Raw genomic sequence first — 21,552 nt, 5'->3', positions numbered from 1 at the left:
CGATGTCCCTGCGCGTGTCCCTGCTGGTCCCCTTGCTGCTCTGCGCCCCGCTGGCGTATGCGCAGGATGCCTCCGAACTGGCGGCGATGTCCTCGCCGTGGAGTGGCAGTGGTGGCGAACTCGGCTTCGCGTCGGCCCGTGGCAACAGCAGCACCGAGAGCTTCAACGGCCGCCTGCGCCTGCGCTATACCGATGGCGACTGGGTGCACAGCATGGACCTGTTCGGCCTGCGCTCCAGCTCCAAGGTGATCGAGACCAGCGACGACGGCACCACCACCCGCCGCAACAACACCACCGCCAACCGCTACACCGGCAGTGCTGGCAGCGCGCTGCAGCTGGGCGAACATCGCCAGTTGACCGCCACGGTACGTACCGAGCGTGATGATTTCGCCACCTACGATCGGCAGAGCTCGTTCGGTCTGGGTTACGGCACCCGGTTGTGGAACACCGAGCGCTTCTCGTTCGACGCGCAGATCGGCCCCGGTGTGCGCCGCACCCACAGCACCGAGGACGACCGCACCCGCACAGGCCTGATCGGTCGTGGCCTGTTCGACCTGAAGTACTCGCTGACCGACAACACCGACCTGATCAACACCCTGCTGGTCGAATCCGGTTCGTACAACACCTTCGGCCAGAACGATTTCGGTGTCTCGGTGAGCATGAACGAGCACCTGGCGCTGAAGGCCGGCTGGCAGGCGCGTTACAACAGCGACGTCGCCGTGGACAAGCGCAAGACCGATACGCTGACCACCATGAACGTGGTCTACAAGTTCAAGTAAGCGAAACGGGCGCCAGGCGCCCGTTTTCTTTTCCGGTAGGTGCCTACCTTGGTGGGCACGATCCAGCGAACTCAGACGTTCAACAGCTCACCAGCGCCGGCATCCAGCAGCATCTTCGCCACGCGCTGGCCCAGCGCTTCCGGGTCGCTGGCCGGGCCCACGGCGTCGGCACGCACCGCGCGGCCGTCACTGGCGCTGCCGACCAACCCCTGCAGATGCAGGTTCTGGCCCTGCCACTGCGCGATCGCCGCCACCGGCACATGGCAGCTGCCGTGCAGCGCGCGGTTCATGGCTCGCTCCGCTTCCACACAGGCGCGCGTGGCGGCGTCATCCAGGCCTGCAAACAGCGCCATCAGCGCGGCGTTGCCGCCATCGCACTCCACCGCCACCGCGCCCTGCGCCGGTGCCGGCAGCCACTGCGGCGGCTGCAGGCGGGCGACGATGCGCCCCCCAAGGCCCAACCGCTCCAGCCCAGCCACGGCCAGCACGATGGCGTCGTAGCCACCGTTGTCGAGCTTGGCCAGGCGGGTGTTAACGTTGCCGCGCAGGTCCAGCAGTTCAAGGTCCGGGCGCAGCGCGCGCAGCTGGGCCTGGCGGCGCAGTGACGAGGTACCGACGCGCGCACCGATCGGCAGCGCATCCAAGGATGCGTACAGGTTGGAGACAAAGCCGTCTGCCGGATCGTGCCGGGGGAGCATCGCCGGCAGCGCGAACGGCGCATCCAGTTCCATCGGCACGTCCTTCAGCGAATGCACCGCGCAATCGGCCTCGCCCCGCAGCATGGCCAGTTCCAGTTCCTTAAGGAACAGGCCCTTGCCACCGATGGCTGCCAGCGAGCGATCAAGCACTTCATCGCCGCGGGTGCTCATCGGCACCAGTTCCACGTGCAGATCGGGATGTGCCTGGCGCAGGCGGTCGGCGACGTGTTCGCTCTGCCAGAGGGCGAGCGGGCTCTTGCGGGTGGCGATGCGGACGGTTTCCATCCGGTCATTATCGCGCCTATCGGCGGGATACGGCCAACGGCGGAGCCCCTCGTGGCTGAGAGCAACAGCCGGGCTTGGCCGGGCTGGGTGGGTGCGCGGGGGACGCCGTAAACCCATCCCTGGGGGCTTGGCCGCGGCATCCATGCCGCGGACACCCCCGCGCCCCCACCCCGCCCGGCCTCTGACAGTTTCCGTGTGCGTCAGCCACGGAAGATCAAAAGAAAAGCAGAGCAAAAGCGGGTCGCTTCGCTCGGAGCCGAGCGTAGCTCGGCACTACATTTTTCTCCCCACCCGATAACAACAATGCTTTTGCCGTCCGTCACCTGGAAATTCGCGAGGGTGAGGCGGGATGGGCGGGTGGGACCGTTGGCGCCATGGATGGCGCCATCGAGCCCCCATGGATGGTTTACGGCGTGTCCCGCCCGCCCATCCCGCCTCACCCAACACGCAACAGCACAGAGCCGACAACCTGCTGTCGCTGTCGCTGTTGATTTCGAAGCAGTCGCGGCCGCAGGCCGCGCGGAACACTCACAGATGCCGCAATTCCTGCTTCAGCGTCGCCACGCAGCGCCGACTCACTTCCAGCGGCTGCTTGCCATGCCGCAGCACGGCCTGCACCTGGCCACCACTGCCACGCCGCAGCTCCACCAGCTCATGGCGCGCCACCAGGCAGTTTCGGTGGATGCGCACGAAGCGGCTGGCGAACTCTTCCTCCAGCGACTTCAACGATTCCTCGATCAGGTCCTCGCCACGGGCGTGATGCACCACCACGTACTTTTCTTCGGCCTGCAGGTAGTGGATGTCATCCAGCGGAATCAATCGCAGGCTGCCACGCAGGCGTGCACACAGCATGCTGCGGGCCTGGCCGCCGGTGTGCTGGGGTTGGCCGTCGCGGCCAGCAAGGAACGTGCGGGCGCGGGCGATCGCCGCCGCCAGCCGTTCGGCGCGCACCGGCTTCATCAGGTAATCGATGGCCGCCGCCTCGAACGCCGACAGCGCGTGCGCATCGTAGGCGGTGCAGAACACCACGGCCGGCCTCGGCTCGAAACTGGCCAGATGGCGGGCCGCTTCCAGCCCGTCCAGGCCGGGCATGGCGATGTCCAGCAGGACCAGGTCCGGCTGCAGTTCGGCGCACGCGTGCAGGGCCTGCTCGCCGTTGCCGGCCTCGGCCACTACGTCCACCCCTTCCTGCGCGGCCAACAGGCTGCGCAGGCGCTCACGCGCCAGCGGTTCGTCATCGGCGATGACTACCCTCACGATCGTCCCCTCACTGGATCGGCACTGTCACCTGGCAGGCATAGTAGCCCTCGCTCCAGCCAGCCGTCATCCGCGCGGCGCGGCCAAAGCGCCAGGTCAGGCGATGGCCGATGCTGTGCTGGGCATGGCCCGCTCCCTGCGCCAGGGCCAGCCCGGGCACCTGCGGATCGGGCGCGGGATTGCGTACGCGGATCTGCAGCTCGCTGCCCACACAGGCCAGATGCAGCTCGATGGTGCCGCCTTCGGGCAGACGCGAGATGCCGTGCAGCACCGCGTTTTCCACCAGTGGCTGCAGTACCAGCCGCGGCATCGGCAGATCCCAGGGCAGGGGTTCGTCGCGCTGCCAGTGCACCCGCAAGCGGTCGCCCAGACGCAGCGATTCAATCGACAGATAGCGCTCGGCCAGTTCGCACTCATCGCGCAGGGTCGAATCGCCCTCGCCCGCGCCCAGTGCGGCGCGGAACAGATCGGACAGGTCGAGCACGGCACGCTCGGCCACCGCCGGGTCGCGATGCAGCAGGCTGGCGATCAGGTTCATGCTGTTGAACAGGAAGTGCGGGCGGATGCGCGCCTGCAGAGCGTCGGCCTGCGCGCGGGCATTGGCCTGCACCTGCGCCGCCCAGCGGTCGCTGACATAGAAGTAGCGCAGCGCCAATGCGGTGATCAGCGCCGTGGTGGCCGCGCTGCCCAGGGTGAAGCGCCAGAAGCCGATGCCGCGCGCGAAGTTGTCGCCCAGCACGGCATACAGGGCATGGATGATGCCCGCACACAGGATGGCGATCAGCGCGGCCAGGCCGACAGCCGCGACGGCACCCAGCATTTCCGGCAGCTTCGACAGTGCCTGCCGCAGCAGGCACAGGCTGGCGGTCACCGCCAGCGCCAGCCACAGTGCGAAGCCGCTGGCCGAGGCCAGTTCACCCATCGTCCAATGGCGGCTGCCATCGGGCGCCAGCGCCAGCACCACAACCACCAGTTCGGCCAGGCCGAGCATCGCCGCCAGCCGCGGCAGGCGGCACAGTTCCGGCATCCACGGGGTGGCAGCGCTCGCGGCCATGGCTCAGGCGGCGCCCAGGCGTGCCTGCAGCCAGTCGCCCAACGCGTCGATTTCCTCGGCGCAGACCTGGTGGGCCATCGGGTAGCTGTGCCACTGCACGTCCAGCCCAAGCGCGCGCAGCTTCTCGGCGCTGTGCGCGGCCACTGCCTGCGGGATCACCGGATCGCTGCTGCCGTGGGCCATGAACACCGGCACGTCCACTGCGCCATCGACGCGTGACGCGCTTTCGGCATCCGGCAGGTAGGTCGACAGTGCGATCAGGCCGGCCAACGGTGCAGTGCGTGCCAGCGCGGCACTGAGGATCACTGCCCCGCCCTGCGAGAAACCGGCCAGGAAGATGTGATCGGTGGCGACGCCGCGTTCGATCTCGCGGGCGATCAGGGCATCCAGCTGCACCACCGACTCCTGCACGCCGGTCATGTCGGCGCGCGAGCGGAAGTCCATGCCGACGATGTCATACCAGCCGCGCATCGGCACGCCGTTGTTGATCGTGATCGGCCGCACCGGTGCGTGCGGGAACACGAAACGCAGCGCCGGCCAGTGCGGGCGCACCAGCTCGGGCACGATCGGCGCGAAATCATGGCCGTCGGCACCGAGGCCGTGCAGCCAGATCACCGACCACTGCGGCGAGGCGCCGGTTTCCTGTTCCACCGTTTGCAGCATGTTGCGGCTCCTGTACGTTCGAGCCGCATTATGCCGCTGGCACGGTGCGATCAGTACAGCGGCGGTTGCTCGGCGGCTTCCCGGCGCAGCTGTGCGGCGCGCACCAGCACCGGCGGCGGGATGTTCTCTTCGGGGATGTCGAGCAGGCCGAGACGATGCAGGAAGGCACCCGGCCCGCGCAGCGAGGTCAGTGCCACCACCGGCACCGCCAGCACCATGCCGATCACCACCGGCGCCATCCAGGCCGCCAGCGACGGCGACACCGCCCACGCCAGCACGCCCATGAAGGCGCCAAACACACCCAGGCCGCCGTAGCCGCGCACCAGCGAAATCCACGAGATGCCACCGTCATCGCGCTGCTGGGCATCCCAGCCCGAGTCACGCCCGGACAGCACCTCGGCCACGCCGCGCGACTGCACGTACATCACCACCGGCGCCATCAGTGCGGCCAGCACGGTTTCCACCAGCATCGACAGGAATGCGCGGATCGCGCCACCGCAGCCACGGCGTTCGACCGGGTCGAGCAGCATTGCCAGGTACCCCAGCACCTTGGGCATCAGCAGCACCGCCATGGTGGCGGCGAACAGGCGCACCACCTGCTCTTCATCCTGCGCGCGCCAGTACACGCTGGGCGACAGATGCAGCAGCGCATTGAAATCGATGCCTTCCTGGAACAACGGGATGGCGATGCCGATCAGCATCAGCATCGCCCACATCGGTGCGGTGAAGTAATGGCCGATGCCGATCAGCATGTGTACGCGGCTGATCCAGTGCAGGCCACGGCTGCCCACCACCTTGCCGTGCTGCAGGTTGCCTTGGCACCAGCGGCGATCGCGCACCAGCAGGTCGGTCAACGTCGGCGGGCCTTCTTCGTAGCTGCCACCCAGGTAGGGCACCATGTGCGCAGCCCAGCCACCACGGCGCATCAGCGCCGCTTCCACGAAATCATGGCTCAGCACGTGGCCGCCGAACGGCTTGCGCCCCGGCAGCTCCGGCAGGCCGGCGTGGTCGGCGAAGGCCCGGGTGCGGATGATCGCGTTGTGCCCCCAGTAATTGCTTTCGGCACCGTGCCACCAGGCCACGCCACGAGCGATCACCGGGCCGTACACGCGCCCGCCGAACTGCTGCATGCGCGAGAACAGGGTGCGGCCGCCGATGACCGATGGCAGGGTCTGGATCAGGCCGACGTCGGCGTTGTGCTCCATGCCGGCCACCAAGCGCACGATGCTGTCACCGGTCATCAGGCTGTCGGCATCCAGGATCAGCATCTGCGGGTAGGCACCGCCGAAGCGGCGTACCCAGTCGGCGATGTTGCCGGCCTTGCGCGCGCTGTTGTCACCACGGCGGCGATAGAACAGCCGCGCCTGGCCATCGGGCACCAGTTCGCGCAGCTCGGCGAACACCTGCTCTTCGGCACGCGCGATGTCCTCGCGACGGGTATCGCTGAGCACGAAGAAATCGAAACGCTGCAGCTGGCCGGTGGCCGCCACCGATTCGTAGATCGCGCGCAGGCCGGCCAGCAGCCGGCGCGGGTCTTCGTTGTAGGTGGGCATCAGCAGCGCGGTGCGGCTATGCACGGTCGGCAGCGGCTTGTCCGGATCGATGCCCAGGCGGTAGCCGCGGTCGAACACGGCCGTCAGGAAGCCGGCCACGGCACTGGCAAAGGACAACGCGATCCACGCGAACAGGCCGACGAACAGCACCAGCAGGCAGGCCTCCAGCACACTGATGCCGTTGCCGGACAACACCCGCCACATCATGCGGGTAGCCACGGCGGTCATCGCCACCGTGCCGCCAAGGATGTACAGGCGACGCAGGCCGATCATGCGCGGCGAGGTGCGATGGCGCCGTACTTTCAGCGCGCCTTCGCGCAGCGTCTGTTCGGGCATGACCAGTGGCGCTTCGGCGGGCAGCAGGGCCCAGCCCGCGTCGGGACCGGCCGTGACCGGTTCCGCGTCGATGGTTTCACTCCCCATGGCCGCCTACTCCCTGCAGGCCGCAGGACCGGCCGTCCCGGCCGGGCTGCATGCACCAAGGTTCCTGGCACGCGTTCCCGGCGTCCGCACTTGTCCTGTCTGCCACGGCGTCACGCCGCGCAGTCGATGTCTGTCACTACCGGAACCCACACGATCTCCAACGGGGCGGAATCGAAAAATGCGGCTCAGTCTATGGCCCCGAATGTAAGCCGGGTGCGAAGGTCTACGCCGGGAAATCTCCCCATTCAGCAATCAGCAGGCGAACCGCGGCACGCAGCCCGGGAATGTCGATTCATCCCGGGAAGTACTGGATCGTAACAAACGAGAACGGTTATCATTCCGTTAACCAGGCAGGTCACCGCGCTTCGCGCACCGGACCCACCCAGCTGCGCCGGACCTACCGCGCGCCCGACGACCCAGGGAAGGGGTGGCTGCCTGCTGTCTGCGTGCGCCTGCTGCTTCCACCGGGTCTCTCCTCTCCCTTGGAAGCCGTCATGTCCCCTCTTCGTTCCGCGCGCCTGTCGCGCACCCGCCTGGCCAGTGCTCTGGCCGCCGCCTGCCTGCTGACCCTGCCCGCCCTCGCCGCCGCTGAAGCCAGCGCCGATGCCTCGACCAAGGACCTGGATACCGTGGTGGTCACCGCCTCGGGCAACCAGCAGTGGATCAAGGATGCCCCGGCCAGCATCAGCGTGATCAGCCGCGAAGACATCGAGCGCCAGCCGGTGCACGACCTGGCCACCCTGCTCAGCCGCATTCCGGGCGTGACCGGTGGGCTCAGCGCCGCCGGTGAGCAGTCCAAGATCAAGCTGCGCGGGATGCCGTCCAACTACACGCTGGTGCTGGTGGACGGCAAGCGCATGGGCAGCTCGGCCTCGACCAACTACCGCCCCGACCTGGGCCGCCAGGACCTGAACTGGATTTCGCCCGATCAGATCGAGCGCATCGAAGTGGTGCGCGGTCCGATGTCCTCGCTGTATGGCTCGGACGCGATGGGCGGGGTGATCAACATCATCACCAAGCGCATCGGCGACAGCTGGAACGGCAGCGCCACCCACAGCTACACCCGGCCGCAGGATGGCGACCGTGGCGACACCCAGCAGATCGGCGCGACCTTCTCCGGCCCGCTGGGCGAGCGCTTCGGCCTGCGCATCGGTGCCAACAGCATGCGCCGCGATTCGGACCGCTCCAACGGCGGCGTGTATGGCAATGCCTATGCCGGCGAAAAGGACCGCAATGTCGACGCGCTGCTGCAGTGGAAACTGAGCGAGGCACAGGAAGTGTCGCTGGAAGCGGGCCATGGCGTGCAGCAGGCCTTCATCGCCCAGGCGCTGGAGAAGCAGGACGAAGGCGCATGGGGTGCCAGTGAACTCAAGCGCAGCTCGCTGGCGTTGAACCATGACGGCAAGTGGGATTTCGGTACCTCCAAGCTCAGCGCGTACTGGACCGAGTACAAGAACGACATCGGCGCCACCGGTCGCTCCGAGGCAACCGATACGATCATCGAAGGCAGCCTGAGCACGCCCTTCACCCTGGGCGTGGACCACCAGTTCGCGGTGGGCGGCCAATGGAAGCGCCAGGAGCTGACCAACACCGACACCATCGGCCAGGCACCGATCGACTACGCCGGCAAACCGGTGGTCGGTTCCACCCTGGAAGTGGATACCTGGGCGCTGTTCGTCGAAGACGAGCTGAAGCTGCACCGCACCCTGGCCCTGACCCTGGGCGCGCGCCTGGACCACCATGAGCAGTTCGGCAGCCATGTCAGTCCGCGCGCCTACCTGGTCTGGCACCCGAGCGAGCAATGGACGATCCGTGGCGGCGTCTCCAAAGGCTTCCGCGCGCCGAGCCTGACCGAGAATTCGCCCAGCGCGGCGACCCAGTCCGGCGGCCGCGGCTGCACCTCGCTGTACCCGCTGGGCTACGTGCGTGGCGGCTGCTACATGGCCGGCAACCCCGACCTGGACCCGGAAACCAGCACCAACCGCGAGATCGGCGTCAGCTTCGACAACGATCTGGTCGACGCCGGCCTGACCTACTTCCATACCGACTTCAGGAACAAGATCGAATACGAAGCGCTGGGCTTCTTCAACGGTTACTGGTGGACGCGCATGAGCAACGTGCAGCGCGCGCGCACCAGCGGCATGGAAGGCAACCTCAACTTCCGCTTCGGCGATCACTGGCGCTGGCGCACCTCGGCGACCTGGATGAAGGAAGCCAAGAACCTGACCACCGGCCGCAACCTGATCGACACCCCGGAGTTCTCAGGCTATTCGTCGCTGGACTGGACGCCGAACACGGTGTTCTCCAGCAGCCTGTCGGCGCAGTACACCGGCAAGCAGACCGGCGTGGTCAATACCTTCCTGAAGGCCTACACGCTGTATGACCTGACCGCTGCCTGGAACGTCAACGAGGTGCTGACCCTGCGTGGCGGCGTCAGCAACCTGGCCGACAAGAAGCTGTACGCCGACGGCGCCACCGACTACTTCGTCGCCGGCCGCAGCTACTTCCTCAGCATGACCGCGCGCTTCTGATGCGCACGGCGATCGCGCTGGCAACAGGCCAGCGCGATCGTGGGGGCTTTTTCAGGCTCAGTCGTTTTCCAGCACAGCCGGTGCAGCGTCGCGGCTGGCCGCGATGCGCGCACGGTCCATCGCCACCGCCAGTTGCTGGCGGGCGAGCAGTTGTTGTGCCTGCACCACTTCGGGTGTCGGCAGGAGCACCGGTCCGGGTGCGTTTTCCGGTGTAGCAGGTGTGGTCATGCAACCTCCATGGACATACCGCTGTTACCCATGAAACACCGGGGTGGCAGCGGAACTGCGCACCCTATCCTAAAAACAAGGCGGATGGGTGACGGTGCGGCACCGGGACGCAAGCCCTTTGCCGTAGGAACGTCACATTTTTGACGCTCCAAGCTGGCTTGCTGAATGCGACTCACTTATTATGAAAACGTTTTCCTAACAGGGAAGTCCCTACTCACATGAATACCGTCGACCTGACCCGCTTCAGCCCGAAGTGGCAGTTCCGCTTCAACTTCTTCCAGCAGCACGGCGCCCCCAAGGAGCCCGGCTTCAAGCAGGCGTGGAAGGCGCTGTCCTTCGGCGACCGCCTGAAGATCAACCTGAACTTCTTCGCCTTCTTCTTCGGCGCGATCTATCTGTTCATCCTGGGCATGTGGCGCAAGGCGCTGGTGGTGATCGGCATCAACATCGTGCTGATCGCGGTCAGCCTGGTGCTGCCGGACATCGTGGCCCGTGCACTGTTCATCGCGATGAACTTCCTGGTCGCGTCGAGCACCAACTACAGCTACTACCTGGAACAGGTGAAGGGCAACACCAGCTGGAACCCCTTCGAAGGCATGTTCTAAGCCGCAGCGTTCAACAGCGCAGCAGCACATCGACGCCCGGCCTTGGCCGGGCGTCTTCGTTCACGGCCCCGGTCAGGCAGCGCGCAACGTGGCCGTGGGGCGGGTGTCGGCCTGCAGGCGGAAGCGTGACACCGCCACCGCCAGCTGCTCGGCCTGTTCTTCCATCGCCCGCGCCGCCGCCGTGGCTTCTTCCACCAGCGCAGCATTCTGCTGGGTGGTCTCGTCCATCTGCACCACGGTCTGGTTGACCTGTTCGATACCGGCCGACTGTTCGCGCGAGGCGGCCGAGATCTCGGCCATGATCTCGTTGACCCGGCCGACCTGGCCGACGATCTCCTGCATCGTGCGGCCGGCACCATGCACCAGCTGCGCACCGGCACCGACATGGCCGACCGAGGCGTCGATCAGCTCCTTGATCTCCTTTGCCGCGCCCGCCGAGCGCTGCGCCAGCGCGCGCACTTCGCTGGCGACCACCGCAAAGCCACGGCCCTGTTCGCCCGCGCGCGCCGCTTCCACCGCCGCGTTCAATGCCAGGATGTTGGTCTGGAAGGCGATGCCATCGATCACCGAGATGATCTCGGCGATACGCTGCGAAGAGGTCTCGATCTGCTCCATGGTCTGCACCACCTGGCTGACCACCTGCCCGCCTTCGCTGGCAACGCCCGCGGCCGAGGCCGCCAGCTTGTTGGCCTGAAGGGCATGATCGGCGTTCTGGCGCACGGTGGAGGTGAGTTCCTCCATGGACGCGGCGGTTTCTTCCAGATTGGCCGCCTGCTGCTCGGTGCGGCGTGACAGGTCGCTGTTGCCGGAAGCGATCTCGCCTGCGGCCAAGCGGATGCTGGATGCGGACTGCTGGATCTGGCCGACGATCTGGGTCAACTGCTGCACGGTGCTGTTGGCATCATCGCGCATCACCGCGAACACCCCGTGGAAGTCACCCTCCATCCGCGTACTCAGGTCACCGGCGGCGATGGCGCGCAGCAGCGTCGACAGCGCGGCCAGGTTGTGGTCACTGACCTGCATCATGGTATTCAGGGTTTCCACCATGCGGCGGAAATCATGCTCGAAGCGCTGTGCATCGCCGCGCACCGCGAAATCACCCGCTGCGGCGGCGGCGGCCAACTGCTGGATCTGCTCGTTGATCGCCGCCAGGTTGCTCTTGGTGGTTGCCATGGCAGCGGTGAATACCGCCTTTTCGCCCGGCAGTGCGTCCATGTCCACGCTCAGGTCGCCCACCGCGTAGCGCTGCATCACTTCAACCAGGCGTTGGGTGACCGCGTTGCTGTCGGCCACCAGCTGGTTGCTGTCGGCCACCATGCGGCCGTACTCGCCCGGGAACACCGAGGCATCCATGCGGTAGCTGATTTCACCGGCATCATGGCGGCGCGCCATTTCCGCCTGTGCGGCCATTACTGCCTGCAGCTGGCCACGCATACCCTGCATCGCGTCCAGCAACCGGCCCACTTCATCGTTGCCCAGCGCCGGCATGGCGGTATCCAGCTTGCCCGCGGCCACGTCGCCGGCGATGCGCACCGCCTGCGCCAGCGGCCGCACGGCCAGCCGCTGCAGCAGCAGGTAGACACCGCCGCTGAGCACCAGCGCGGCCACCACACCCACCAGCAGGATGATCCACAGCAGCTCGCGGGCCTGCGCGATGATCACCGCGTGCGGCACCACCACACCCAGCGCGAAACGCTGCGGCGCGTCCCCCACCTGCAACGGCACGTACAGGCGGACGTTGCCGGCAGCGTCGGGCTCGAACGCTTCGTAGGTCTTGTCGGCGGCGATCTGCGCCAGCATGCCGAGGGTGGCGGCATCGGTGCGCGCCTTGCCGATCTCGGCAGCATCGGCCGAGGCCAGCACCACGCCCTTCGGCGACAGCAGCTCGACACGGCCGGCACCCATCGGCGTCAGCGTGGCCAGGTGCTTCTGCAGCGCGTCCAGCGAGAAGTCGACGGTGAAGACGCCGAGGAAGGTACCGTTCTCGACGATCGGCGTGCTCAGCGTGCTCATCAGCACCTGCTTGCCGCCGATGTCGTAGGCATACGGTTCGCTGACCAGCGGCAGCTTGTCGCGGCTGGGCACCATGTACCAGTTGCCCGAGCCGCTGGGCGTCTCGGTGTAGTCGGTCATCGTCGACTGCTGCGGCTTGCCGTCCTGCCAGGCCCAGTAGCTCATGTAGCGGCCGGTGGCGTCGTGCGCCTCGCTGTTGACGAACTCGGCATCCTTGCCGTCGAAGGCATTGGCTTCCCACATGGTGCTCTTGCCCAGCCATTCCGGGTGCGCGTGCAGCTGCTCGCCGATGACGTTGGCCAGGCTGGCACGATCAGGCGCATCACCGCGCGCACGCTGGGCCAGCACGGTTTCCACCATCGCATCGTTGCTGGCGAAGGCCGTGCCCAGGTCGGCAGCCACCTGGCGCGCCTCGGCACGGGCTTCACTGGCCATGGTCTGCCGCGAGGACGACACCAGCGCCGAACTGGCCTGGTGATAGATCAGGAACGCGGTCGCGCCGAAGCACAGCAACGCGATCACCGCGGTGCCCAGCATCAGCTTGTGGGCGATGCTGCCGGGGCGACGGGCAGCGACGGAACGGGAAGAAGACATGGGAGGATCCGCAGGCAGTTCAGGTCGACCGGTGCCACCAGGGCACCGCGCAGATGCGCGATCCATCGCGCGGGCCGCCTGCCCTGCCGGATCGGAACCCGGCGCAGGAAAGCGCGCACCGGGTTAGCGGCCATGGCCGGGCGAGGTTGAGGCTCAGCGCACGCACAAACCTGAACCTGCTCAGCTGCGGCCGTCGACAGCGGCCCGTGCTACTCGGCCACGCGGTCGCGGATCCACTCCGCGCGGGGCAGGACCTCGATGCTGCCCGCGGCGTACTGCTGCAGGACGTCCTCTGGACCGAAACGCGGCTGCCAGCCCAGCGCTGCGCGCATCCGGCTGCTGTCATAGACCCGGTCGATGCTGAGCGGCAGCGGCCAGCCACGGCGCTCGAACTCGGCCAGCAGCTGCGGTGCGCGGCGCGCCAGCACCTGGCGCGGATCGGCCGCCAGCTGCAGGCAGTCCTCGCGCCGGAACGGCGTCGGCGCACAGGCGAGGTAGCGCTGGAAGGGTGCGCCTTCATCGTGAAGCAGCGCGGCATGCGCGCTGGCCACGTCGCGCGCGTCGATACCGCGGTGCAGGCGGAACATCGCCATGCGGTCAGGCGGCTCGGGGAAGCAGCGTGCCATCCGCAGCACGCGCACGGTGAACGTTGCACTGGCCGCCGCTTCGGCAGCGGCCTCGGCCTGCAGCTTGGTGCGGTGATAGATCGTGCGTGGCAGCGGCTCGGTGTCCTCGTCGATCCAACGGCAGCCGCCGGACACCACGGCATGGCCGTACAACGCCGTGGTGCTGGTCAGCACGAAGCGCTGCACGCCAGCCTCGCGCGCAAGCTGCAGCAGGTTCGCGGTGGCCTCCACGTTGATCTGCTGGAACACCGCGTCGGGTACCAGGCCCACGTGGGGTGCGTGCAGTGCCGCGGTGTGGATCACGGCATCGACCCCCTGCACAGCGCGCTCCAGCGCCCGGCGGTCGGTCACATCGGCAATCACCCGCGTGGTGGCGAAGGGACTGCGATCCAGCCCCACCACCTCATTGGCACCCGCCAGCGCACCGAAGATCGCGCGCCCTATCCGCCCGGAACTTCCGGTCAACAGAATCTTCATTGAATCCATTCACTCGACAGCGCCCGGGACCTACCGGGATATACCGATTCTAGGCAAGCCCGATGGCATCGGCGATAGGAACCGATGACATTCTGCATGCCATCCGCATCAGGCCGATGGCCCATACTCGACCGTGACAGGGTGCCACCGCTCACCGCCATGGTGACCGGCTGCTGGTCTCGGCGCTCCCTGCGCGGTAACGGGTTGTCAAACGCATGCGCAGGGCATGTGAGTCCAATGTGGCCGACGTCCACCTGCCGTTAGCCCCCGATGTGGAGCATGAAGCCGTCGCTGATGGCGGCATCCCATTCCACCTCCGGAGATCGGCAATGGCCAACTCACGCACTGGCAGCAGCAATCGTGGCTTCGCCTCGATGGACGAGGACAAACAGCGCGCGATCGCATCGAAAGGCGGACGCGCCGCACACGCATCCGGCAATGCGCACCAGTTCAGTCCGGATGAGGCCCGCGTGGCGGGCCGCAAGGGCGGCGAAGCGATCAGCCAGGATCGCCAGCACATGGCCGCGATCGGGCGTGAAGGTGGGCATGCACGGCATGCCAGTGCCCGCCAGCAACAGCAACAGCAGAACATGCCCGGCAAGCCTGGCGGCAACCAACAGGGTTGAGCGATCACTGCCAGCGTCGAAGGGCGGATTAGCCGCGGTCTTCCAGTCAGCGGTGGGCGAGTATGTTCAACAGGCGACCGAACGGGTCGCGCACGTAGAAGCGACGCACGCCCCATGGCTCTTCGGCCGGGCCATATTCAAGCGCGATGTTCGCGTGTCGCAGGCGTTCGAGCACGCCCTCCAGGTCGTCCACCTCGATCGAAAGATCCGGCACCGGCGTACCCGATCCGCCTTCGCTGGCGACGCTGAGCTGTGCCAGTGCTGTGCCCTGCCCGCCGTAGGTGACGATCCAGCCGTGGTCCATCACGATGTCCATGCCGAGGATGTCTCCGTAGAACGCAGCCGCCTGCGCAGGATCGGCACTGGCGATGTTGGCGACGACGCGTTTTACAGCCATGTGGCGGCTCCAGACGATCACGACCGCGGACCACGTGCCTGCGGCCGGGTGGAAAGGGGCCCATGGTTCGGGCCCCCCAATGCGAACGGTATGCAGGCCTCAGACGGCGCCGCACCTGTCCATGACACAGCGATCGTATTCGAACTGGCACTCCATGGCATCACCGCCGCCGGAAACGCAGGCCTGGTACGCCTTCCAGCACGGGAAGTCGCACGGCTGCACCGGACCGGCCACCGCCACCGAACCGGTACACGCAAGTGCAAACACTGCAGCAGCGATCACTTTCCTGATGGCTCGCATCGATATCACTCCTTGATAGGCCTGGTGACTCCAGGCCGGATCACCCTACCCGCGTGTACGGGAGAGGAAGTGAAAGTGCCGGTTCAGCCTGCCAGCAGCTGCAGATGGCGGAGCTGCGCGCGCAGCTCCGCGATGTCGTGCCACGGCAGTATCGGCGAGTTCCCGCGCTCATCGGGAGGGTTGCCGGGAAGACCATCCGACCAGCCACCCGCGCCCACCAGCGGCAGCAACGGCCGCTTGTGCAGCCAGGCCAGACATACCTCGGAAATCGTACCTGCGCGCCCGCCGATGACGATGCAGGCATCGCCGGCCAGGGCCATGATGAGATTGCGGGCATCGCCCATGCCGCAGGGCACGACCACCGTTGCCGGCCAGTCCGCTGCGGGCATGCTGCCTTCCGGAATCACACTCAGCACCGTGCCGCCAGCTGCGACTGCATGCTCGGCTGCCACCCGCGTGGCCGGGCTGCCGCAGCCGCTGACCAGGGTGATTCCACTTTCGGCGAGGAATCTCCCCGCCTGTGCAGCGAGGTCGAACGCCAGTGAACCGGGATCGGCACTACCAAGGATCGCGATCTGGGGCTTGCGGAAGGATGGTGTCATGCAGCGACCTGGACAATGGCAAGGAAAGCAGGGAGGCAGAGTCGATCCACACAGCGCGTTCGATTGCCCGAGGCGGGAAAGTAACACGCTCATCCATCCCTTTCTGATGCTGGCTGCTCACTTCACGACCGTCGCAGCATCAGCAGACCAACCAGGCTCAGCGACGGCAGCAGCAGTCCATAGGCCACCAGCGGCCAGACCGTGTCGCCCGGCAGCAGCAGCGTCGCGAGCGTGCCAAGCGTGGCCACGATCAGGCTCTGCACGGCGTAGTAGAGCGCCACCGCCGTGCCGGATGCATCGGCGAAATCACGCAGTGCACCGTTGGCTGCCACCGCCACCACCATCACGATGCCGATGGCCACAAGCCACATCGGCAACACGATAGTGGCAAATGAAGGCGGCAGCATCGCCGCCGTCGCCATGACCAGCACGCCGCCGATCATCACCATCAATCCACGCAGGAAGCTGCCACCCATGCCCCATCGCCCGATGAACCACGCGGCGAAGCGCGAGGTAACGATCATCACCAGCGCAACCGTCGCGAAGGCCAGGCTGAAGCCCATCGGCGAATAGCCTGCGCGCCCCATCAGCACTCGCGGGGCGATCGAGAAGAACACGAAGAACGTGCCCATCGCCGCACTGAATCCCACTGCGTGGACCCAGAACCCGGCATTGCCGAGGATGCGCGCGAAGGCGGGCAATGCGTTGCCGTGCTGCGGTGGCCGCGTCTCCTGCCAGTCCCTGCATGCACGCACGCCTGCCAGCAGCCCCAGCACGCCCAGCGCGATGAAAATGGCTCGCCAACCCAGCGCGTAGGCGATCAATGCGCCGAGGATCGGGCCGAGTGCCGGCACGAATGCCAGCATCGAGGCGAACAGACCGTAGAGCGTGACACCCTCGGCCGTATCGGCATACACATCGCGCACCGTCGCGAAGGTGGCGACCAAGGCCGCCGACGCACCGATCGCCTGCACGCCGCGCCAGGCCAGGAACCCCGCACCACCACTACACGCGGCGAGCGCGAACGACGCCAGCGTGAACAGCAGCGCGCCCATCAGCAGCACAGGCCGTCGCCCGATCCGGTCCGACAGTGGGCCGAAGATCAGCTGACCCAGCCCGAGTACGAGCATGTACAGACTCAGCGTCAACTGGATGATGGCAGGCGATGTGCCGAGTGCATCCGGCATGGCCGATACAACAGGCAGGTAGATATCCATGGCCAGCGAGGCCAGGAGGTCGAAGGGAGCCATCAACGCGATGGCGGCCGGCAGGGAATGGGCCCAGCGAAGGGCTTTTCGATCAGACATGGGGAAACATCCGCTCAGGAGGGAATCCGGCGGTGATCAACCCAGTGCGTGGAAATCGCAGGTAAAGACCACCGCAACAACGTGCGTATCGTTGTTGCGGCTCAGCGGACTGTCTGCGGACCGTTCCCGTTGTTCATCTGATGATCCGGTGGAAGATCGAATGCGGCCAGTGTAGCAAGGCAATTACGGGGTAACCGGCAACGGCGTCCGGCACGGCGTCAGGGCAAGGGCAGCATGTCGATGCGCCGGGAGGGCGTGCACCGCACCTGCTCGATGAGCCGACGCACCACCGGCGACGTTTCCTGTTCACGGTACAGCGCAGCGATGGTCGAGGCGATGACCGGCCCCGCGATCGGCAGATAGACCACGCCCGGCAGCAGCAGCGTCCGCTGCAGCACCGACGGCACGATCGCCAGCGCGCCATCGCCCACCGCAACCTGCGCGAGTACGGCGGCAAGATGACCGGGACGGGAGCGGATGTCCGGCACGAATCCGCCACGGCGGGCGACTTCCAGCGTGCCTGCGGGCTGCTCCGGCATGATGAACGCCTCCTTTGCCAGCAGCTCCGGCTGCACCGGCAACGCCGCGCGGGCCAGCGGGTGCGATGCCGGCAACGCTACGCAGAACTGGTCTTCGATCAGGATGTGCGAACCGAGCGCATCGGGAATTTCCATAGGAAGCCTGCAGAACACCACATCGATGCGACCGTCCAGCAGCAGGTCCGGCAGGTCGGCCATCGGCCATTCGCCGACCTGCAGAACCACATCGGGCGAGGCGCTGCGGAACCGCTGCAACTGCTCCTGCAGTGCGCCCGCATGGACCGCCGAACCCACATAGCCGATCTCGATCCTGCCGATCTCGCCGCGACCGGCGCGGCGGCCCACCGCCTCTGCCTGCTCGAACTGGCGCAGCACGTTGCGCGCTTCGGCCAGGAAGATCGCGCCGGCCGAGGTCAGCGTGACCTCGCGTCGGCTGCGATCGAACAAGGGCGTACCCAGGCGACGCTCGATCTCCTGGATCTGCACGCTCAGCGTCGGCGTAGCGATACCCAGGCGCAGCGCGGCGCGTCCGAAATGCAGCTCCTCGGCCAGTGCGACGTAGTACTGCAGATGTCGACGGTCCATGCGCGTCCGATCGTTAGCTTGGGCCTAACGTACTTCAAGAACATGGGCAATGAAACAAACCATCGAAGCTGCTTGAATGGGCATTCTTCTTCCACCCGAGTACCTGGTGCCCCTCTCCCCTCCCCGCCGCAGGCCGCCCAACTGGATCCTGATCATCGCCTCGCTCGGCTGCACGATGACAGTGCTGGAAACCAACGCCGTGGCCGTCGCGCTGCCGACCATCGCGCGGGATCTGCAGGCTGACTTCGCCGACATCGAATGGGTGATCAGCTGCTACATCCTGTCCTTCACCTCACTGCTTCTCCCCGCCGGTGCCATCGCCGATCGCCATGGTCGCAGGCGCGTACTGCTGATCGGCATCGCACTGTTCGCCATCTCATCGCTGACCTGTGCGTTGGCACCGACGGCCAGCGCTCTGTATCTGGCCCGCGCGTTCCAGGGCGTGGGTGCCGCCTTCCTGCTGGCGCCGTCACTGTCGGTGATCGGCCACGAATTCCACGAGGGCAAGCAACGCGACGATGCCTGGGCATTCTGGGGCACAGCAATGGGCATGATGATGGTGCTCTCGCCACTGATCGGCGGACTGTTGTCCTCGCTGTGGGGATGGCGATCGGTGTTCATCGCGATCCTGCCCTTCCTCGCCTTCCTCGCCTACGGTGCGGTCCGCTGGGTACCCGACTCCGCCGACACGGTGGTACGCCCACTCGACCCACCCGGCATCATCACCTTCAGCCTGGCGATCTTCGGCATCGTGTTCTTCCTGGTGGAAGGGCTCGCGCAGGGATGGACATCGGTGGTGGCGCTTGCTGGTCTGGGCCTGGGCATCGCGATGGGTGCGTTGTTTGCCTGCATCGAACTCAAGCGTCGGCATCCGATGGTCGACCTGCGGCTGCTTGCAAGCCCGCGCTTCGTCGGTGCACTCATCGCCATGATCGGCTACGCGGTCAGCGCGCAGGTGATGGCCTCGATGCTGCCGCAGTACCTGCAGAACGGCGTCGGCCTGAGTGCGCTGGCCACGGGTGCAGGCATGCTGCCGTTCGCCGCGGCAATGCTGTTGTTCCCAAGCGTCGGCAGGCACCTGGGCCGTCGGTTCTCGAGTGAGATGGTGCTGGCCATCGGCCTGTCGGTCACTGCCGCTGGCAACGCGCTGGCCGGTATCGGCGCGTGGCACCACATGCCGGCGCTGGCCCTGCTGGCGATGATCATCATCGGGGCGGGCGGTGGCATCCTCAACGGCGAAACCTCCAAGGCCATCATCGGCTCGGCACCTCGTGACCGCGCAGGCATGGCCTCGGGCATCAGCGCCACGACGCGCTTCGTCGGCATCCTGCTCGGCTTCACGGTGCTCTCCAGCGCCTTGACCGTCGGCATCCGCGCCGGACTGTCAGCACGCGTTCCCGCCGACGACGTCATGCGCCTGGCCGACAGCATCGCCACGGGTGCGCTGACCAAGGGAGCCCCGGTCGATCTCGCACGGGCGATGTACAGCCAAGGCTTTGCCGCGTCCCTGTGGACCGCCGCGGCTGCAGCGACGCTGGCCAGCCTGGCCGTTGCCCTGCTCAGAAAACGCGCCTGAGCGCAGATGACAGGTGCAGAAACGGCCAGGGCAGCGCGAAGCTGCCCTGGCCGTGGCGATGTGGGGGACGATCGCCAGATGCGATCAGGCAGCCTTCATCGCATGCTTGCGAGCGCGCATCACCGAATGACATTCCTGCACTTCCGGCAGCCACTGGGTCACTTCCTGGCGCACCGCCGGCGGCAGGTCGTTGTCCTTCAGCACGTCCTTGAACGCGCCCAGCAGGCGATCCTCGGACTCCTCAAGTTCGGCCACGTAGCCGTAGTTGGTATCGCCGAAGGCAGCGCGCACCTTGCCGTAGAGCTGCTGCATGGAACCGACCATGGTGCCGTGCTCGGCCGGCTTGCCACCGGTGGCGGCCACCGAGCTGCTCAGCGAGGACACGATGCGGCCCTTTACCCCGGCGATGCGGACGAACAATGCCGACAGCTCGGCATCCTTCACTTTCGTTGCGGCTTCCTCGTAGAAGGACTTGCCATCACGTGCGATCTCGATCAGGTCGTTGAGGCGATGCTCGATGGTGGACTGGGTGCTCATGTGTAGTCTCCTCGTTGGGGAAAGGACAACAGTGGTATCCGTTGCCTGCGACACCAGACTGGCCGAACGCGCGTGGTTCGCGGGTGAGCACCGATTGATGCGGCGATCATGCTGCCCAACGGCACCCCACTGGATCACGCGGGCGACGCGGCGTCTTCACTGCATCTGAATCAGCACTCAGCCGTCCTTGCCCATCAACCAGCGAATGGCCTGCGGGAACGAGGTCTTCCAGTCGTCCGGATAGAAATGGCCGCCGCCATGCGTGCGCGAACGCACTTCGTTGCCTTCGCTGAACAGCGCGCGGAAATCCGCGCTCATCTTCTGGTTCGCCGGCCCTTCCTGTTCGCCATTGATGACGAACACGCGCTTGCCGTGTGCGCTGCTCTGCGTAGGCACCGGCTGGCGCCAACCGCCCGGCGACACCAGCAATGCACCGGCGTAGTCATCGGGGTGCTGCGCCAGCAATGCACCGGCATGCTGCGAGCCCTGCGAGAAACCCATCAGGTAGACCTGCTTTCGATCGATACACCGGCGCGCGGCCAGTGTATCCAGCCCCTTCTGCACCACCGTGTGCGTGCCTTCATAGGGGCCGGTCCAGCTGAAGCTGTCGAACGACTCGCGCATCTCCGTACCGTTGATGCCCAGCAGCACCACACCGGCATCGGCCAGTGGCTGCTTGCTGCTGTCCAGGTGGCCGTTGATGCCGTAGCCGTGCAGCCACACCAGTACCGGCGCACAGGCCGGCATCGCAACACCCTTGGAAGGCTGCAGTACCGAGATGGCGCCCACCTTGCCGGCCGACACCTGCGCGTAGCGTGCCTGCGTGTTGGCCAGCACCTGCTTGAAGAACTTGGTTCCGCGCAGGTGCTCGAAGTCATCGTTGTCGGCCAGCGCGGGCGCGAACCACATGCCACGCTCGTCGGCTTCACGCAGATAGCGCTCGGCAAGCGCATCGTCACCGCGGCGAGCGAACAATGCCGCTGCGCGGTACGGCGCCAACGCCAACGTTGCGTCTTCGCGGGTTGCCACCAAGTACAGCGCCAGCGACTGCAGCAGCGTGGCGTCGTCCTCCTCGGCCTTCTGCATCAGTTCCTGCGCATCATCGGCGTTGATCAAAGCATTCAGCACAGGGCTGATCGATTTGAACGCGATGGTCGACGCGCTGTCCTGTTCGTCGGCGTGCGCGCTCGTCGTGCAGACAGCGAGCGACAGGAAAACAGCAAGAGCAGACAGCTTCGGCATGGGGAATCTTCCGTGATTGCGGCAACGCGCGGGGCGCGCAGTCTAGCAACCTCGG

At 66.6% G+C, this 21,552-nt stretch carries 20 protein-coding genes; 5 read left to right on the top strand and 15 right to left on the bottom strand.

Annotation, left to right across the window (positions count from 1 at the left end; genetic code table 11):
- The first annotated feature begins 2 nt into the window (after nt 1-2).
- On the top strand, nt 3-779 hold the full coding sequence (locus HFK18_RS07560; protein WP_089237075.1) for a DUF481 domain-containing protein: 777 nt from the start codon (nt 3-5) through the stop codon (nt 777-779).
- A gap of 71 nt (nt 780-850) precedes the next feature.
- Here the strand turns inward: HFK18_RS07560 and hemC are convergent, their stop codons facing one another.
- From hemC to mdoH, 5 genes are all read right to left on the bottom strand, one after another.
- Nucleotides 851-1,762 (bottom strand): hydroxymethylbilane synthase, encoded by a 912-nt coding sequence (gene hemC / locus HFK18_RS07555; RefSeq protein ID WP_180165503.1) that lies wholly within the window; start codon nt 1,760-1,762, stop codon nt 851-853.
- Nucleotides 1,763-2,290: 528 nt separating this feature from the next.
- Nucleotides 2,291-3,019, bottom strand: a complete 729-nt coding sequence (locus HFK18_RS07550) for a LytTR family DNA-binding domain-containing protein (protein ID WP_025879008.1) — start codon at nt 3,017-3,019, stop codon at nt 2,291-2,293.
- 10 nt (nt 3,020-3,029) lie between these two features.
- The gene (locus HFK18_RS07545) at nt 3,030-4,073 is read right to left on the bottom strand and encodes a sensor histidine kinase (protein WP_180165501.1); all 1,044 of its coding nucleotides are present in this window, start codon (nt 4,071-4,073) and stop codon (nt 3,030-3,032) included.
- Nucleotides 4,074-4,076: 3 nt separating this feature from the next.
- Nucleotides 4,077-4,736: an alpha/beta hydrolase gene (locus HFK18_RS07540; RefSeq protein ID WP_180165498.1), complete on the bottom strand. Its 660-nt coding sequence runs from the start codon at nt 4,734-4,736 to the stop codon at nt 4,077-4,079.
- A 50-nt stretch (nt 4,737-4,786) separates the two neighbouring features.
- Complete coding sequence (gene mdoH, locus HFK18_RS07535; protein WP_100553637.1) at nt 4,787-6,712, bottom strand: glucans biosynthesis glucosyltransferase MdoH; 1,926 nt, start codon at nt 6,710-6,712, stop codon at nt 4,787-4,789.
- A 494-nt stretch (nt 6,713-7,206) separates the two neighbouring features.
- On the opposite strand from mdoH, the gene HFK18_RS07530 reads away from it, so the two are divergent.
- A complete protein-coding gene (locus tag HFK18_RS07530; protein WP_180165496.1) occupies nt 7,207-9,243 on the top strand; it encodes a TonB-dependent receptor in 2,037 nt (678 codons plus the stop codon).
- Between the two features lie 57 nt (nt 9,244-9,300).
- Here the strand turns inward: HFK18_RS07530 and HFK18_RS07525 are convergent, their stop codons facing one another.
- Nucleotides 9,301-9,471 (bottom strand): hypothetical protein, encoded by a 171-nt coding sequence (locus HFK18_RS07525; protein WP_162887695.1) that lies wholly within the window; start codon nt 9,469-9,471, stop codon nt 9,301-9,303.
- Between the two features lie 218 nt (nt 9,472-9,689).
- Between HFK18_RS07525 and HFK18_RS07520 the strand changes: the two genes are divergently transcribed.
- The gene (locus HFK18_RS07520; RefSeq protein ID WP_025879013.1) at nt 9,690-10,076 is read left to right on the top strand and encodes a DUF2628 domain-containing protein; all 387 of its coding nucleotides are present in this window, start codon (nt 9,690-9,692) and stop codon (nt 10,074-10,076) included.
- 72 nt (nt 10,077-10,148) lie between these two features.
- Here HFK18_RS07520 and HFK18_RS22015 read toward each other — a convergent pair whose 3' ends face one another.
- On the bottom strand, nt 10,149-12,683 hold the full coding sequence (locus tag HFK18_RS22015) for a methyl-accepting chemotaxis protein (protein WP_180165494.1): 2,535 nt from the start codon (nt 12,681-12,683) through the stop codon (nt 10,149-10,151).
- 209 nt (nt 12,684-12,892) lie between these two features.
- Nucleotides 12,893-13,786 carry an NAD(P)-dependent oxidoreductase gene (locus HFK18_RS07510; RefSeq protein ID WP_089237087.1) on the bottom strand — a complete coding sequence of 298 codons (894 nt, stop codon included), beginning with the start codon at nt 13,784-13,786 and terminating at the stop codon, nt 12,893-12,895.
- Nucleotides 13,787-14,115: 329 nt separating this feature from the next.
- Between HFK18_RS07510 and HFK18_RS07505 the strand changes: the two genes are divergently transcribed.
- On the top strand, nt 14,116-14,412 hold the full coding sequence (locus HFK18_RS07505) for a KGG domain-containing protein (RefSeq protein WP_180165492.1): 297 nt from the start codon (nt 14,116-14,118) through the stop codon (nt 14,410-14,412).
- A gap of 46 nt (nt 14,413-14,458) precedes the next feature.
- On the opposite strand, the gene HFK18_RS07500 is transcribed toward HFK18_RS07505, so the two are convergent.
- The 5 genes from HFK18_RS07500 to HFK18_RS07485 all read right to left on the bottom strand — a co-directional run bounded on the left by HFK18_RS07500 (nt 14,459) and on the right by HFK18_RS07485 (nt 18,142).
- Nucleotides 14,459-14,809 (bottom strand): VOC family protein, encoded by a 351-nt coding sequence (locus HFK18_RS07500; protein WP_180165491.1) that lies wholly within the window; start codon nt 14,807-14,809, stop codon nt 14,459-14,461.
- A gap of 99 nt (nt 14,810-14,908) precedes the next feature.
- The gene (locus HFK18_RS22010; RefSeq protein WP_088101443.1) at nt 14,909-15,109 is read right to left on the bottom strand and encodes a hypothetical protein; all 201 of its coding nucleotides are present in this window, start codon (nt 15,107-15,109) and stop codon (nt 14,909-14,911) included.
- A gap of 83 nt (nt 15,110-15,192) precedes the next feature.
- Nucleotides 15,193-15,711, bottom strand: a complete 519-nt coding sequence (locus HFK18_RS07495) for a Rossmann fold nucleotide-binding protein (protein WP_108268308.1) — start codon at nt 15,709-15,711, stop codon at nt 15,193-15,195.
- A gap of 122 nt (nt 15,712-15,833) precedes the next feature.
- The gene (gene cml / locus HFK18_RS07490; RefSeq protein ID WP_180165489.1) at nt 15,834-17,018 is read right to left on the bottom strand and encodes a CmlA/FloR family chloramphenicol efflux MFS transporter; all 1,185 of its coding nucleotides are present in this window, start codon (nt 17,016-17,018) and stop codon (nt 15,834-15,836) included.
- 218 nt (nt 17,019-17,236) lie between these two features.
- Nucleotides 17,237-18,142 (bottom strand): LysR substrate-binding domain-containing protein, encoded by a 906-nt coding sequence (locus HFK18_RS07485; RefSeq protein WP_180165486.1) that lies wholly within the window; start codon nt 18,140-18,142, stop codon nt 17,237-17,239.
- 76 nt (nt 18,143-18,218) lie between these two features.
- Between HFK18_RS07485 and HFK18_RS07480 the strand changes: the two genes are divergently transcribed.
- Nucleotides 18,219-19,718 (top strand): MFS transporter, encoded by a 1,500-nt coding sequence (locus tag HFK18_RS07480; RefSeq protein ID WP_257216089.1) that lies wholly within the window; start codon nt 18,219-18,221, stop codon nt 19,716-19,718.
- A gap of 84 nt (nt 19,719-19,802) precedes the next feature.
- Here the strand turns inward: HFK18_RS07480 and HFK18_RS07475 are convergent, their stop codons facing one another.
- Nucleotides 19,803-20,255, bottom strand: a complete 453-nt coding sequence (locus HFK18_RS07475; RefSeq protein WP_180165484.1) for a PA2169 family four-helix-bundle protein — start codon at nt 20,253-20,255, stop codon at nt 19,803-19,805.
- A gap of 177 nt (nt 20,256-20,432) precedes the next feature.
- A complete protein-coding gene (locus HFK18_RS07470) occupies nt 20,433-21,497 on the bottom strand; it encodes a hypothetical protein (protein ID WP_180165475.1) in 1,065 nt (354 codons plus the stop codon).
- Nucleotides 21,498-21,552 lie beyond the last annotated feature (55 nt).

Source organism: Stenotrophomonas sp. SbOxS2 (genome assembly GCF_013416715.1).
Taxonomy (GTDB): domain Bacteria; phylum Pseudomonadota; class Gammaproteobacteria; order Xanthomonadales; family Xanthomonadaceae; genus Stenotrophomonas; species Stenotrophomonas lactitubi.
This window is presented reverse-complemented; position numbering and strand designations above follow the sequence as displayed.